The organism is Paenibacillus glycanilyticus NBRC 16618 (genome assembly GCF_004000805.1).
GTDB lineage: Bacteria > Bacillota > Bacilli > Paenibacillales > Paenibacillaceae > Pristimantibacillus > Pristimantibacillus glycanilyticus.
In genome coordinates this window covers 1-13,582 of the sequence record NZ_BILY01000018.1, presented here as the reverse complement: position 1 = coordinate 13,582, position 13,582 = coordinate 1, and the positions used below count along the sequence as shown (strand labels likewise).

Sequence of the window (13,582 nt, the reverse complement as noted above, 5' to 3'; positions counted from 1 at the left end):
GCGGGGATGGCCGATGCTGCGTTTTCTATTTGACGAACCGGAAAGGGAGCCGCAAGGCCGCCTTGCAGACACGTTACAGCTGATGAATCAGTTCGTCGCCATTCTGCACGAGAAGATTGAAGCGGGCAAAGACAACGACCATAAGCTTCGTACGTATGAGGTATGGACGAAGGGCTTGGTCGCTTCCTTGAACGAAATCGAGCAAAGCTGCTACGCGGCTAGGCGGTTTAAGGAGAAGATCAAGTCGCCTTCCGTCAGTCAGATGTCGGAAGAGGAAGAGCTTAATTACCAGCGCTACGTTTATTTTGACAAAAACGCGTTTATCCGCATTTTTGCCCTGCTGGATAAGCTGAGCATTTTTCTGAATGACATCCTTGATTTAAAGACGGAGAAGATCAAGCCCCATTTCTCCTACTTTACCGTTCTGCGCAATATGCGCGACAAGAAGGCGCATCCGGAACTGACCTGGAAGCTTAACGACATCAAAGAGAGCCTGAAGGAACCGATGGGACGGCTGCGGAAGCGCCGCAATACCGAGATTCATTACATGAATACGGAGATGCAGGACGATCTTGCGCAGGCTCATAAAATGTACGGACAGGAAGTACAATTAGAAAATATAGCGGCACAATCGGACGATCTCCAGCATGGACTGCAGATGGTGACAGGATCATTACGCCTAACCTTTGACTATGCTTGCGGACTAATACGAACCAGGTAGGCTTTAATCGCGAGGAGGAATGCTCGTGGAGCTGATGGGCAGAACGGCGCTTGTAACCGGAAGCGCCAAAGGGCTTGGCAAACGGACTGCATTGCAGCTCGCAAGTCTTGGCTGCAGCATCGTGTTAAACTATCTGGAGAGCAGGCAGGAAGCGCTGGAGCTTCAGCGCGAGATCGAGCGGCTTGGCGTAAGAGCAACCGCCATACAAGGCGATATATCCGTTCCGGCAGGGGTAGCGCAGCTGGCAGCCGAAGCGGAAGCCTGGAATGGCGGCATCGATATCCTGGTGAACAACGCAGGCCCGTTTATACGCGAGCGGCGCTTGTTCGCGGATTATCATGAGGACGCTATCATTCAACTTCTAAACGGTAATTTGCTTGGCGTAATGCTGCTGGACCATAAGCTGCTTCCAGGCATGCGTAAGCGCGGCTGGGGGCGTATTATCCATCTTGGCTTCGGACATGCGGATGAAGCCAGGGCATGGCCTCACAGGGCCGTATATGCGGCGGCGAAGACCGGTCTCGTCTCGTTCACCAAATCGCTAGCGGTCGAAGAGGCGCCCTCCGGCATTACCGTCAATATGATAGCACCCGGCGATATTAGAGGCCTTAACAAGGAGCGGACGATTGACGAGGCGGCGTGCGAGAGGGAATTCGAGTCGCCGGTCGGCAGACCGGGAACCGGTGAAGATATCGCGAGGGTAATCGGATTCCTTTGCCAATCGAGATCGGATTATTTGACCGGCAGCGTTATAAACGTAACCGGCGGTTTCGATGCGATTCGTTCAAACATAATCGGATTATAAGGAACAAAAAAAGAGTCTTGCCTGCTTAAAGCGGGCAAGACTCTTGCATTTTAGAATACTTGAACAACTTCCTGTACGCCTTCAACTTCCTCGAGCAGCGCGCGCTCGATACCGGCTTTCAGTGTAATCGTGGAACTTGGGCAGCTTCCGCATGCACCCATCAGACGAAGTTTAACGATACCGTCCTCTACGTCTACCAGTTCTACGTCACCGCCGTCGCGTTGCAGGAACGGACGCAATTTATCCAGTACGTCCAATACTTCGTCGTACATTGTATCTTGTGCTTGACTCATTGCAATCATCTCCTTTCTCCCCTATTATAGTACAAAGTGCGAGGAATGAAAATGGATATCAACCGTTAAGGCCAGGTGATCTAAAAATTGTCAAAACCGCTTATCGAGTTCTGCAACGGCAACATGCATCACGGAACGGAAGCTCTTATGAAGCAGTATGAACTAGACGATCGGCTGAAGGTGGTCGAATACGGTTGTCTTGGCAACTGCGGAGAATGTTATTTAAAGCCATTCGCGTTAGTTGACGGCAGCATTATCGCTGCCGAATCCATAGAGGATCTGGAACGCCGCATTCGCGAAGCCATCAGTTTAAAGCAAAATTAACCAAAGTGGCGTTTCGATTTCCAGAGAATTCCGCTCTTGATCAAACGCGGGATTTTACCCATCATTGGCGTGCTGCCCATGAGTCCGAAGCCGCTCTTCTTGCCAAGGGAGCCCATAACGCCCTTCAGCTTGATTTTGCCAAGCTTAGGCGTTTTGTTGTTCCAAATGGCATGGATAGCTTCCGCGATTTGCTTGCCTTGCGCGCCGGCCGCTTGCCCGCTAGGGGAGAATGGCAGAGACGCGCAGTCGCCGCAAACAAACACATCGGTGTAATCCGGCAGCTGATGGAACTCATTGATGATAAGCCGGCCTTGTTTGTCCTTCGGCAGATTCATGCGCTGTACAATCTCAATCGGCTGAATGCCGGCTGTCCATACCGTTACGTCGGTAAGGATCGTTTGATTCGCATTCGCGTCGTGCAATGCGCCTTGCTCAATGCGGCAGAGCGAAATATGGCTGAGCATCTCAACTTCATGCTCTCTGAACCAGGAAGCCACAAACTTCTGCAGCGAGCCAGGGAAGGCCGACATGACGCTTGGTCCGCGGTCAATGATGCGGATGTTCAGGTCGGAACGGGCTTCGCGCAGCTCTGCAGCCACTTCCACGCCGCTAAGGCCGCCGCCGATGATCGACACTTGGCCGTAAGGCTTCACGTCGTTCAGCATCTGGTAAGTTTTGCGTGCATTCGAAAGAGTTTGAATGCTGTTTGAGAACTCTTCCGCGCCTTCGATGCCGTGGTAATTATCCGTACAGCCAAGTCCGATTACGAGCCACTCGTAATCGATTGGATCTTGACCTTCCAGATAAACAAGCTTTTTGTCCAGATCGATATCTACAACTTCCCCAAACCGGGTTGTCAGACGCGGGTCCTGCGGAAATTTTACGCGGATATCCAAATCTGAAACCGTTCCGGCTGCAAGTGCGTAATATTCTGTTTTAAGGCCTTGATAAGGCATGCGGTCCACGAGGATGACTTCAACGTCGATTGGCAGCTGTTTCTCGATCACGTCTGCCGCGATAGCCTGGCCGCCGTAACCGCCGCCCAAAATAACAAATTTTCTCATATGATTCCCTACCCAACTCCATAATGATGAATGACTTGTTGTGTGCCTAATATGTGCGTCTAGCCGCGTGATTACTCATATACTTTAATTTCGTTATAGAACGTATCTCTCTCCACTGGGATACGTCCGGCTCCTTTAATGAGCCATAAGAGATCCTCACGCGTAATGCCTTCCGGCGTAAGAGCGCCCGCCGCATGACTGATTTTTTCTTTTACAATGGTACCGTGAGCATCGGATGCGCCCATCGTCAGAGCGACCTGAGTCAGCTGCGTGCCGATGTTGATGAAGTAAGCTTTAATATGCTGAATGTTGTCCAGCATCAGGCGGCTGATCGCGATCGTCTTCAGATCCTCGAATGCCGAGTTGCGGCGACGGATACCGGCTTTCGGGTTAATCGGCTGCATAGAAAGCGGAATGAATACCTGGAAACCGTTTGTTTCGTCTTGCAGCTCGCGGATCTGCATCATGTGGCGAATACGGTCCTCATGCGATTCGATCGAGCCGTACAGCATCGTTGTATGCGTGCGCAGGCCAAGATTATGAGCGGTGCGGTGCACCTCTAAATATTGGCTGACGTCGGCTTTATCGACGCGCATTTTTTTGCGGTAATGATCGGATAATATTTCTGCGCCTCCACCTGTCAGCGATTTGAGGCCGACCTTCATAAGCTCTTCCAATACTTCCTTGTAGCTTAAGCCACTAATACGCGAGAAAAAGTCGATTTCCGCAGCGGTGTAGGCTTTAAGCGTTACTTCTGGGAAGCGCTCGTTTAATGCCTTCAGGGAATCGACGTAATATTGGAACGGAACATGTGGGTTATGCCCGCCTACAATATGGAATTCTCGTACACCAGGGTGGAAATGCTGTTCAACGTACTCAATCATTTCTTGACCGGATAAGGTATAGGCGCCTGGTGCGCCTTCGTCTTTACGGAAGTTACAGAATGCGCAATGCGCTTCGCAGACGTTCGTAAAGTACAAGCTCATGTTTTCGATAAAATAAACTTTTTTACCGTTCTTGCGAAGGTTTACTTCATTAGCTAGTTGCCCAATCGTAAGCAGATCATCCGATTGATACAGGAATACACCGTCTTCAAGCGTAAGGCGTTCCCCGTTACGGACTTTGTCGATAATCGACTGCATTTGCTTGTTATCAGATGGAATGGCGATGTTCATCTTGGCAACCTCCTTTTTCTCAAAAGTTAGTTATGCGTAGTGCTGCGGCATGCTGCCATTTACCGTTCAAGGAAGAGTGGAATAAATTCAGGCTATGCCTTTGTGAAAAAAATAACTTGCTCATCCGATTAAGAAAGCTTCCATTATTATAAACCCGTACGCAAAAGGCGGCAACACCTAAAGTCTTCAACTCGTTCCAATAGGAAGGCTCTCATCTCTTGAGGAAGCGGAGGAAGAGGAGTATACTGTAACTATAACGGTACATTTATTTTTATTTATATAGAGGAGGGAAGAAGCATGATCACGATTAGTGAATCGGCATCTGACAAAATTAAAGAAATGCTCGAGGAGGAAGGCACACCCGGGCTGTTCCTGCGCATTGGCGTGAAGGAAGGCGGCTGCACGGGCTTCTCCTACGGCATGGGCTTCGACGATGAAGAGAACGAGAACGACAAGTCGATGGAAGTCGCGGACCTGAAAGTAGTCGTAGACGACGAAAGCTTGAAGTATTTATACGGTCTAATCATCGATTGGAAAGAGTCGGCTATGGGCGGCGGCTTTACGATCGAAAATCCTAACGCAACCGCTACATGCGGCTGCGGCTCGAGCTTCCGTACCGCTGCGGCAGCTGGGAAACCGGATAGCGACTGCTGATTTGTGGATGGCTGAGCATTCTGTGCTCAGCCATTTTTTTTTGATGGCCGGGGCAGGCTGCGCAAAAGAATGTTCTTCCAATCGCCATTGCTACCGGATCCACTTTGAATCAAATTGGATAGATGGGATCCGGTAACAAAAGCGAGCACTCCGTTTCTCCAGAACATTCTTTTGCTCCGCCTGTTTGGCGAATCAAACAATAAGGCATTCGCAAAAGATTGGCGCAGCCAGTCTTTTTTTGACCTGTTTAGACAGGTTGGATAATCAACCTGTCTAAATAACATAAACGGCGTAACGAGGTATACTTACCTGTTACGCCGTTTTGGTCTTAAAAAAGAAGTCGACGGTGGAACGGAGGAAGTGAATGCTCTTGAGAAGCGCAGCGTCCGCCTTTGTATTCGGATTGTAACCTTGAAACCTTGTTCAAACAATCCGAATACAACAGCGGTCGAAAGAGCGTTCACTTACGCAGTGGCCACCAACCGACAATCAAGCCCTACCTCGTCATTTTCCGAGAATTCATCCAAAGAGGAATACGGAACACCAGGTTGATGAGCAAAACGAAGAACACGAGTACCGCCGCCGACTTCTGGGCGATATCCTGGGCGTCCGGAACGATAGCCTCGGACTGGACATACCACAGGTGAACGGCAAGCGTCTCGCCCGGCGAGAAGAGGCTGAAATCCCACATTTCGCCGGAGGTTGTAACACCGGCCGTCAGGATGATAACGGCGCTTTCGCCAAAGGCGCGGCCCGCTACAAGACAGATCCCCGTAATAATTCCGTTCATGGCTGCAGGGATCAAGACGCGAACGATCGTCTGTAAATGTGTGGCTCCCAGCGCGAAGGAGGCATTTTTCAGTTCCTTCGGCACGGCACGAATCGATTCTTCCGTTACGCGGGTCAGAACCGGCAGGTTCAAGAACGCCAGGCTGACAGCGCCGCCGAGAATCGTAAGGCCAAGCTGGAACATCTCAACGAACAGAGCGATACCAAACAAACCAAAGATGATCGAAGGGACGGAAGCAAGCCCCTCTACGCAAATCCGCACGAACGAGATCAGCTTGTTGTCCGGCGCAAATTCGGCGAGATAAATACCCGCGGCCATCCCGAGCGGAATAGCGATAACAAGCGACAGGAACAGGATATAGAAGGAGTTCAGCAGGGCAGGCCCGATACCGCCGCCTTCTTCAATCTCGCTCGGCAGGCCGAACAGGAAGTCCCAAGAGAGCTTTGGCAGGCCGTCCTTCAGAATAAGGAACAGGAGGCCGAGAATAAAGAGTACGATGGCAATGCCAACGGTCCAGACCAGAATCGTAAACAGACGGTTATTAAAGCTGTTGATTCCTTTTTTGCCGCGGAAAGGATTGGTTGTGTTTACTGCGGTGTTTACGTTGCTCATTATTGTTGAACTCCTCTCCGTTGCAGCCAGCGTACGCCTACAATCATCAGAAGCGAGATGGCAAGCAGCAGGAAGCCCATCAGGTACAGCGCATAGTTCCAGGTGGAATCGAACGGAACGTTAGCGATCTGCATAACGATGTTACTCGTTAATACCGACGTAGGCTTAAGCAGGCTGTCCGCGATTTGCGGGGTATTGCCGATCACCATGACAACCGCCATGGTTTCGCCGATTGCGCGGGCCATGCCGAGAATAACCGCGTACATAATACCGCTGCGGGCGGAAGGAATAAGCACCTTTACGACGGTTTGGAAACGGGTAGCGCCAAGGGCATAGGATGCATCGCTGAATTTCTTCGGTACGGCCGTGATCGAGTCATCGCTGATCCGGCTGATCGTAGGCAGGACCATGATGGTCAATACGAGAGACGCCGCAAGCAGGCCGTCACCCATGCCCGTGCCGGTAACGTTTCGGATCAGCGGAATAAGAACCGTGAGGCCCAGGTAGCCGTAAACAACGGACGGGATGCCGACGAGAAGATCCATAACCGGACGAAGCACGTTTTTCAGCCAGGCCGGTACGAAGGTTGACAGAAAGACCGCGATCAGGAGCGAGAGCGGAACGGAAATAATCAAAGTCAGCAAAGTAAGGGCAAACGTGCCGAAAATGAATAACAGTCCGCCGTATTGTTCGGTCTCCGGACTCCATTCGGTGGATAAGAAAAATTCGGAGAAAGACACGTCGCCAAAGGTCAACACGCCGGTGCGGAACATAAGCGCAAGGATAAGGAAAAGAATAAGACACACAAAACCGGCGCAGGCAATGCAAACGTAACGGAACAGGCGGTTCATCACGAACAGGCGCTTCCTGCGGTCAAACGGCTTTCCGCTTCCCGTCAAAAGACTGCCGCCCAGATCGATCTGGCCCGCAGTGGGTGAGGTATCTAACATATGGATTGATCGGCTCCTTCGGTAGCAAGCAGCCGCCTGTCGCTTCGCGAAAGACGGCCGCCGTTACCTATATTCGATTAACTTGGATTATTTCATTGCGGAAAGCGGGATGAACTTCAGCTTTTTCAGCGAACCGTTTTGGAACTTCGCGCTTTGCACGTATTTGATGAATTCTTTAACAACGCCTGTAGGTTGGCCTTTCGTCATGTAGTAGCCGTAGCCCCAGACTTTGTATTTACCGTTGATTACGTTGTCTACGGTTGGAGCAACGCCGTTGATGCTTACGCCAGTCATTTTTGTAGTGATATAAGCGAAGTCGAGGTAACCGATTGCGCCCGGAGTCGACTCAACGGCTGTTTTCATGTCGCCGCTTGTTTTAACTTCTTTGTAGTTGGAGCCTTTTGTCATAAAGTCCGTACCGTTCAGCGCTTTTTGTTGGAAGTTAACGCGGGTACCGGAACCAAACGCGCGGTTCACGACGATGATATCGGCATCTTTGCCGCCAACTTCTTTCCAGTTCGTTACTTTGCCGGAGAAAATGTCTTGCAGCTGTTTCGTAGTCAGGTTTGTTGCCGTAACGCTTTTGTTAACTACCGCAGCGAACGGAGTAACCGCTACTTTGTTAGCGACTTGGCCAGTGAAGGCTTCGAAGCCTGGAACGGCTTTCGTAGCGTCCCAGTCAACCGCACCGATATCGGCGATACCTTTGCGCACGGATTGAGGACCCGTGATGGAACCGGCGGCCGAAGCGGAGATTTTAACTTTCGGATTCAGCTTTTTGAATTCGTTAGCCGCTTGAAGAGTAAGCGGAAGAAGGGCGGACGAGCCGTTGATTACGATTTTACCGGACAGCTTGCTGGCTGCTTCTGTCTTAGTAGGGGCTTGAACGGAGCCAAAGCCGATGGTTGCGATAAGAGCGGCTACCGTAGCCACTTTAAGCCATTTCAATTTCATTTCATTTATCCTCCTAAAAAGATGTTAAGTTTTTGCCGATTAGCGAGTAATCGTTGTGAATTTGCCGTTAACCGGAACAGCCAGCTGGTAGTTGCTGATTGCGGCGATGTCGCCTTTGCCGGATACGATCAGCTCGGATACCGCATCCGATACGCTGTACAGCTTGCTTGCCGTACCTGTTGCAGGATCGATGGCGCTGATGCTGTTTGCATCGCCTTTTGCGGTCAAGACGATCAATTTGCCGTCAGCTTGGTTCATTTGGAACACGTCTTCAGCGCTGTAGACGGATGCCGCTTCAAGAGAAGCCGTGTTTACCGAAGCAACGCTTCCCGTGTTATCGTCTTTGATGCTTACGTAGTAAGCTTTCGAACCGTCAGCGGACAGTTCCAGGAACGCTTTGTCGCTTGCGTCTTTCGTCAGTTGAACCGGTTTGTTGTCGCCTTTAGCCGAGTCGTAGAAGAAAGCTTGCGTTTCCGTACCTGTTGGGTCGATCGTAACATCGTCCTTGCTTACGTCCGTAGCGTCATTTTTAACAACAGGTTGTTTGATTTGGAAGTAAGCGACTTTAGTGCCGTCAGCGGATACCGTAAGGTTAGCTTTGTAGTCGACTTTATCTTCCAGAACTTTCGTTACGCTGCCGTCAGCCAGGCTGAGCTTGCAGATAACGGAGTTTTTGTCGCCTTGGAAGAAGAAGATCGAGCTTCCGTCAGCCGAGAATACCATTTCGTTTTTAATCGAAGTATCCGTGCTTACTTTTGTCGATTGTTTCGTGCTCAGATCGATAACGTTAACCGTGCCGTCTTCTTCGGAATAAGCGGCTTTCGAACCGTCCGGGGATACGATCAGCTCGGATGTATCCGACGAAGTAAGCAGCAGTTCATTTTTGCCTGTCGCAGCGTCAACCAGGTAATCTTCGCGGCCGTTCTCGCCAGAAATCGATGCGATCAGCTTCGAAGCGTTTACCCATGTCACTTGATCGACATTCTCGAGGAATTTGACCGAAGTGATGTTGCCGTTGGAGTAGCCTACGCCCAGTTTGCCAAGGAAGCTTACCGGTTCAACGAATGCTGTACCGTTTACAGTCACGGCATCGCTCAGCTTAACAACATTGTGGTTCAATTGAACGGTAATGGTGCTGCCTGTAACGTTCAGGGAAGCTTCAAGAGCTTTCGCCAGGTCGCGAACGGAAGCGAGCGTTACGCCTTGCGCGTCAATCGTGCGGATTGCGACGGAATTGCCGTTGATGGAGACGGTAATGGAACCGACTTGAACCGCTTGTGCCGTTTGTACGGCCGATTGCGCCATTACTGGTGTAACGGCTGCTGCTCCAATTGCTGTTGCGAGCACGGAAATGACTACTGCTTTTTTCATTTGTAGTTCGTCACCTTTCTTATTTTCGAATAGTTGCTAGGTCCGACGGCACTACGCCGGTATGTATGAATGGCCTTGATTTCTCCCCCCGTCAAGCCGCGTCGGAACTATTTCGATTTCAAAGCTAGTCTAACAGCGGATTATTATCCCATTATTTAGAAATTGTAATGATTTTGTGAAGAAAGACCTAAGTTGATAGGGAATGTCGAAATTGCTATCCTAAAAATGACAAGAGGAGGAATGTCGGAATGTATCGGATATTTATCATCGAGGACGATGACAAAATAGGAGCTATACTGAAATCAACGATGGAGAAATACGGGTTTGAAGCGGAAAGGGCTGCTCAGTTCAAGGATTTGCTGGGGGAGTTTGCGTCCTATGATCCGCATCTTGTGCTGCTGGACATCAATCTGCCTTATTTCGACGGCTTTTATTGGTGCAGACAGATTCGGACAAGGTCTAACGTCCCGATTCTGTTTATATCAGCCCGCGAAGGGGAGATGGATCAGGTGATGGCTATCGAAAATGGCGGGGACGACTATCTTTCGAAGCCTATACATCTTGATCTGCTGCTCGCGAAGGTAAAGGGAGCTCTGCGCCGGGCTTACGGGGAATATGCCGCGGCTTCCGCCGCTTCGGCAGCGGCATCCTCGGAGCTCGAATTGTACGGACTGCGCCTTAATCTTAGCCGCAACGAGCTGGAATGGCAGGGAGAGCGGACCGAGCTGACGAAGAACGAACGGCTGCTGGCCGAAGCTTTTATGAAGAAACCGGATGAAATCGTGGCAAGAGAGCAGCTGCTCGAGGCGTTATGGGATGATGTTCAGTTTGTGGATGACAATACGCTGACCGTTAATGTAACCCGGCTGCGCAAGAAGCTCGAAGAAATCGGCATCATAAAAGCGATTGAGACGGTACGCGGACAAGGTTACCGGCTGAGCGCCGACGCCTTGCGGGAGGCCCAAGCATGATTCGTGCTTATCTCTGGGACCGTAAAGTTCTAATCGCAACCTACCTGTTAGGCTCCATTCTGGCTTGCGCGATGTTTTCTCTCGATAAGCTTCGTTATGAGAGAGCGGACGCGGGCCTTGTCTATTATTACGCCGAGCTTGCGGGCTTCCTGCTGGTTATTGGACTAGCCGTTGACTTCCTTCGTCAGCGCAGCTACTATAAGCAGCTTCGGGATGCGATTGAACACGGAACGGAGCTCAAGGCTTCGATGGTGATTACTTCCGGGATCACCAATGAACAGATTGCCGTGCAAAAGCTATTGGCCGCGCAATACGGCGCATACTTGACCGAGCTTAGCCAATACCGCCGGCAGCAGGAGCAGCATAATCATTTCGTCCTGCAATGGGTGCATCATATGAAGACTCCGGTGTCGGTTATTGATCTGCTTGTCCAGGAGGCGCTGCAGGAACAGGATGCTCCGCCTGCCCATACGGAAAGACTGCAAAGCATTCGCGAGGAGACCGGCAGAATGACAAGGGGACTCGATATGATGCTGCATACGGCGAGGCTCGACAAGATCGAGTTTGATCTGCATCCCCGTTCGGTTCCCCTGCATGAAGCGGCCCGCAGCGTCATAAACGCGCATAAGCAGCTGTGCATCCGGCATGCTATATTCCCGAGAATTGACGGGGAAGCGGTGGTGGAGACCGACGAGAAATGGCTGACGTTTATTTTGAACCAGCTGATCGGCAATGCAATTAAATATTCAAAGCGCAAGTCGGGCTCGAAGAAGCTGATTGTCAGCATTGAGAAGGAGCCCGATTTAAGTGCCGTCAGGCTGTCAGTTATAGATGAAGGAATCGGGATTGAGGCGCATGACCTGCCAAGGATTTTCGATCCGTTTTTCACCGGAGAGAATGGACGTGCGGTTGAGGAGTCAACGGGGATGGGGCTTTACTTGGCGAAGAAGGTATGCGGCAATCTCGGTCTTGAGCTGCATGCCGAATCAGAGGTTGGTTCCGGTACGAAGGTTACGGTTGTGTTTCGACCTGAAGGGATCCATTTGTTGCGTTAAATACGCAAATGCGATCGAAACATGACAAAATCGTAAGGTTCAAAGCCTCCAATTGAAAGGTAAATCGATGGGTTGATAAGGGCTGATGGAGCTATACTGAGTCCATAATCAAAACAAATGAGAAAGTCTTGGGGAGGCAGTTACGATGAGTGTATTGCGTACGAAAGGGATTGGAAAGATTTATCACTCAAAAGGGAATATGTCCTATCGGGCACTTGAGGATATCGATCTTAATATTGAAGCGGGAGAGTTTGTTGGCGTCATGGGGCCTTCCGGCAGCGGGAAAACAACGCTTCTCAACCTCCTGGCCACGATTGACCGTCCGACATCCGGCGAGCTGGAGATTAACGGCATACAGCCCGGCAAGCTGAGCGACAAGAAGCTGGCGTTGTTCCGCCGCAGGGAGCTTGGGTTTGTGTTTCAGGACTTTAACCTGCTGGACACGATGACGATTAAGGAAAACATTATTTTGCCGCTGGTGCTGGAAGGCGTAGCGCCGCGTGTTATTGAAGAGAAGCTGAAGCCGCTTGCGATTATGCTTAATATCCATCAAATTCTGGACAAGCGAACCTATGAGGTGTCCGGCGGACAGAAGCAGCGTGCCGCTATTGCCCGGGCAATCATTCATCAGCCCGCGCTGGTGCTTGCCGACGAACTCACCGGCAATCTCGATTCCAAAGCGGCGAAGGATGTTATGGACGCGCTGAAAAATATGAACGAGCGCCTAGGCGCGACGGTTCTGATGGTAACGCATGATCCGTTCTCGGCAAGCTATTGCAAACGCATTGTCTTTATCAAGGACGGCAAGCTGTTCAGCGAGATCCGGAGAGGAACGAACCGTCAGGCGTTCTTCCAGCAGATTCTGGATTCTTTGAGTGTACTGGGAGGTAATTTCGATGACGTTCCGTTCGCTCGCGCTTAGCAATATGAAAGGAAATTGGCGTTCCTACAGCGCCTTTTTCCTAAGCTGCGTATTTTCCGTACTGATCTTCTATATGTATTCGTCGTTTATTTTTCATCCGGATGTGGTAAACGGGCATATTGAGCAGGCGGCGAAGGTAAGAAGAGGAATGTTGTTCTGCCTGTACATTATCGGGATCTTCTCCTTCCTGTTTGTCCTGTACTCCAACTCGGCTTTTCTTAAAACAAGGAAGCAGGAATTTGGTTTATTGTCCTTATTCGGGATGACCAAAGCGCAGCTGAGAAAGCTCGTTATTTATGAAAGCATTGCCTTGGCCATTTTGTCCATCGGCGTCGGAATCGGACTAGGCATGTTATTCAGCAAGCTGTTCTTTATGGCTTTATCGGTGTTTTTGAAGGTCACGGACCCGATCCCGTTCGCCGCGCCCCTGAAGGCGGTCGGAATGACGGGGCTTGGATTTTTTGTTCTGTTTGTCGCGATCGCGGTCCTTACCTCGCTTCGGATCGGCAAAGCCGAGCTGATCGAGCTCTTTAAGGCCGGCCGCAAGCCAAAAGGGACGCTTTTGTACTCGCCATGGCTTGTTGCGCTCGCTCTTTTGTCGCTGGGCTCCGGCTATGTCATGGCGATTATGTTAAATTCGTTTAACTTCTTTTATATGGCCCTGCTCATTCTTGTAACGGTGACGGTCGGTACCTATTTCTTATTCACGCAGTTCAGCGTGCTGCTGATCCGTTTCCTGCAGAAACGCCATTCTTTCTTTTATAACCGTACGAATATGGTGGTTCTGTCTCAGCTGGGCTACAAGCTGAAGGATAACGCGCGTATTCTGTTTATGGTTTCGATTATGAGCGCGGTTATTCTGACCGCATCAGGTACGTTTTATCTGATGCAGATCAGTGCGAAGCATCAAATTTACCAATA

15 protein-coding genes are annotated in these 13,582 nt (G+C 50.5%); 8 read left to right on the top strand and 7 right to left on the bottom strand.

Translation table 11 applies throughout. From position 1 onward, the window contains the following. Window positions 1-13 precede the first annotated feature (13 nt). On the top strand, window positions 14-721 hold the full coding sequence (locus PGL01S_RS15810; RefSeq protein WP_127495570.1) for a Cthe_2314 family HEPN domain-containing protein: 708 nt from the start codon (window positions 14-16) through the stop codon (window positions 719-721). A gap of 19 nt (window positions 722-740) precedes the next feature. Beyond that, window positions 741-1,526 carry an SDR family oxidoreductase gene (locus tag PGL01S_RS15805; protein ID WP_283094707.1) on the top strand — a complete coding sequence of 262 codons (786 nt, stop codon included), beginning with the start codon at window positions 741-743 and terminating at the stop codon, window positions 1,524-1,526. Window positions 1,527-1,576: 50 nt separating this feature from the next. Here the strand turns inward: PGL01S_RS15805 and PGL01S_RS15800 are convergent, their stop codons facing one another. Then, window positions 1,577-1,819: a NifU family protein gene (locus PGL01S_RS15800; RefSeq protein WP_015846404.1), complete on the bottom strand. Its 243-nt coding sequence runs from the start codon at window positions 1,817-1,819 to the stop codon at window positions 1,577-1,579. An 87-nt stretch (window positions 1,820-1,906) separates the two neighbouring features. On the opposite strand from PGL01S_RS15800, the gene PGL01S_RS15795 reads away from it, so the two are divergent. Next, on the top strand, window positions 1,907-2,143 hold the full coding sequence (locus tag PGL01S_RS15795; protein ID WP_127495568.1) for a YuzB family protein: 237 nt from the start codon (window positions 1,907-1,909) through the stop codon (window positions 2,141-2,143). Here the strand turns inward: PGL01S_RS15795 and PGL01S_RS15790 are convergent. Continuing rightward, window positions 2,140-3,207, bottom strand: a complete 1,068-nt coding sequence (locus PGL01S_RS15790; RefSeq protein ID WP_127495567.1) for an NAD(P)/FAD-dependent oxidoreductase — start codon at window positions 3,205-3,207, stop codon at window positions 2,140-2,142. The two genes, PGL01S_RS15795 and PGL01S_RS15790, sit on opposite strands and share 4 nt — an antisense overlap. A 71-nt stretch (window positions 3,208-3,278) precedes the next feature. Beyond that, window positions 3,279-4,382: an aminofutalosine synthase MqnE gene (gene mqnE, locus PGL01S_RS15785; RefSeq protein WP_127495566.1), complete on the bottom strand. Its 1,104-nt coding sequence runs from the start codon at window positions 4,380-4,382 to the stop codon at window positions 3,279-3,281. Window positions 4,383-4,679: 297 nt separating this feature from the next. Here mqnE and erpA point away from each other — a divergent pair, with 297 nt between their 5' ends. Then, the gene (gene erpA / locus PGL01S_RS15780; protein ID WP_127495565.1) at window positions 4,680-5,036 is read left to right on the top strand and encodes an iron-sulfur cluster insertion protein ErpA; all 357 of its coding nucleotides are present in this window, start codon (window positions 4,680-4,682) and stop codon (window positions 5,034-5,036) included. 496 nt (window positions 5,037-5,532) lie between these two features. On the opposite strand, the gene pstA is transcribed toward erpA, so the two are convergent. The 4 genes from pstA to PGL01S_RS15760 form a co-directional block, all read right to left on the bottom strand. Beyond that, window positions 5,533-6,438, bottom strand: coding sequence for a phosphate ABC transporter permease PstA (gene pstA, locus PGL01S_RS15775; RefSeq protein ID WP_127495564.1), 906 nt, complete (start codon window positions 6,436-6,438; stop codon window positions 5,533-5,535). Beyond that, complete coding sequence (gene pstC, locus PGL01S_RS15770) at window positions 6,438-7,388, bottom strand: phosphate ABC transporter permease subunit PstC (RefSeq protein WP_127495563.1); 951 nt, start codon at window positions 7,386-7,388, stop codon at window positions 6,438-6,440. The genes pstA and pstC overlap by 1 nt, the downstream gene beginning before the upstream one ends. Window positions 7,389-7,475: 87 nt before the next feature. Continuing rightward, a complete protein-coding gene (locus PGL01S_RS15765) occupies window positions 7,476-8,342 on the bottom strand; it encodes a phosphate ABC transporter substrate-binding protein (protein WP_127495562.1) in 867 nt (288 codons plus the stop codon). Window positions 8,343-8,381: 39 nt separating this feature from the next. Further along, window positions 8,382-9,713, bottom strand: a complete 1,332-nt coding sequence (locus PGL01S_RS15760; RefSeq protein ID WP_127495561.1) for a TolB family protein — start codon at window positions 9,711-9,713, stop codon at window positions 8,382-8,384. Between the two features lie 248 nt (window positions 9,714-9,961). On the opposite strand from PGL01S_RS15760, the gene PGL01S_RS15755 reads away from it, so the two are divergent. The 4 genes from PGL01S_RS15755 to PGL01S_RS15740 form a co-directional block, all read left to right on the top strand. Then, the gene (locus PGL01S_RS15755; RefSeq protein ID WP_127495560.1) at window positions 9,962-10,684 is read left to right on the top strand and encodes a response regulator transcription factor; all 723 of its coding nucleotides are present in this window, start codon (window positions 9,962-9,964) and stop codon (window positions 10,682-10,684) included. Next, the gene (locus PGL01S_RS15750; protein ID WP_127495559.1) at window positions 10,681-11,739 is read left to right on the top strand and encodes a sensor histidine kinase; all 1,059 of its coding nucleotides are present in this window, start codon (window positions 10,681-10,683) and stop codon (window positions 11,737-11,739) included. Before PGL01S_RS15755 ends, PGL01S_RS15750 begins: the two co-directional genes overlap by 4 nt. Window positions 11,740-11,884: 145 nt before the next feature. Beyond that, window positions 11,885-12,661 (top strand): ABC transporter ATP-binding protein, encoded by a 777-nt coding sequence (locus PGL01S_RS15745; protein ID WP_127495558.1) that lies wholly within the window; start codon window positions 11,885-11,887, stop codon window positions 12,659-12,661. After that, the coding region (locus PGL01S_RS15740) for an FtsX-like permease family protein (RefSeq protein WP_127495557.1) at window positions 12,636-13,582 on the top strand (947 nt) is incomplete at its 3' end. The genes PGL01S_RS15745 and PGL01S_RS15740, both read left to right, overlap by 26 nt.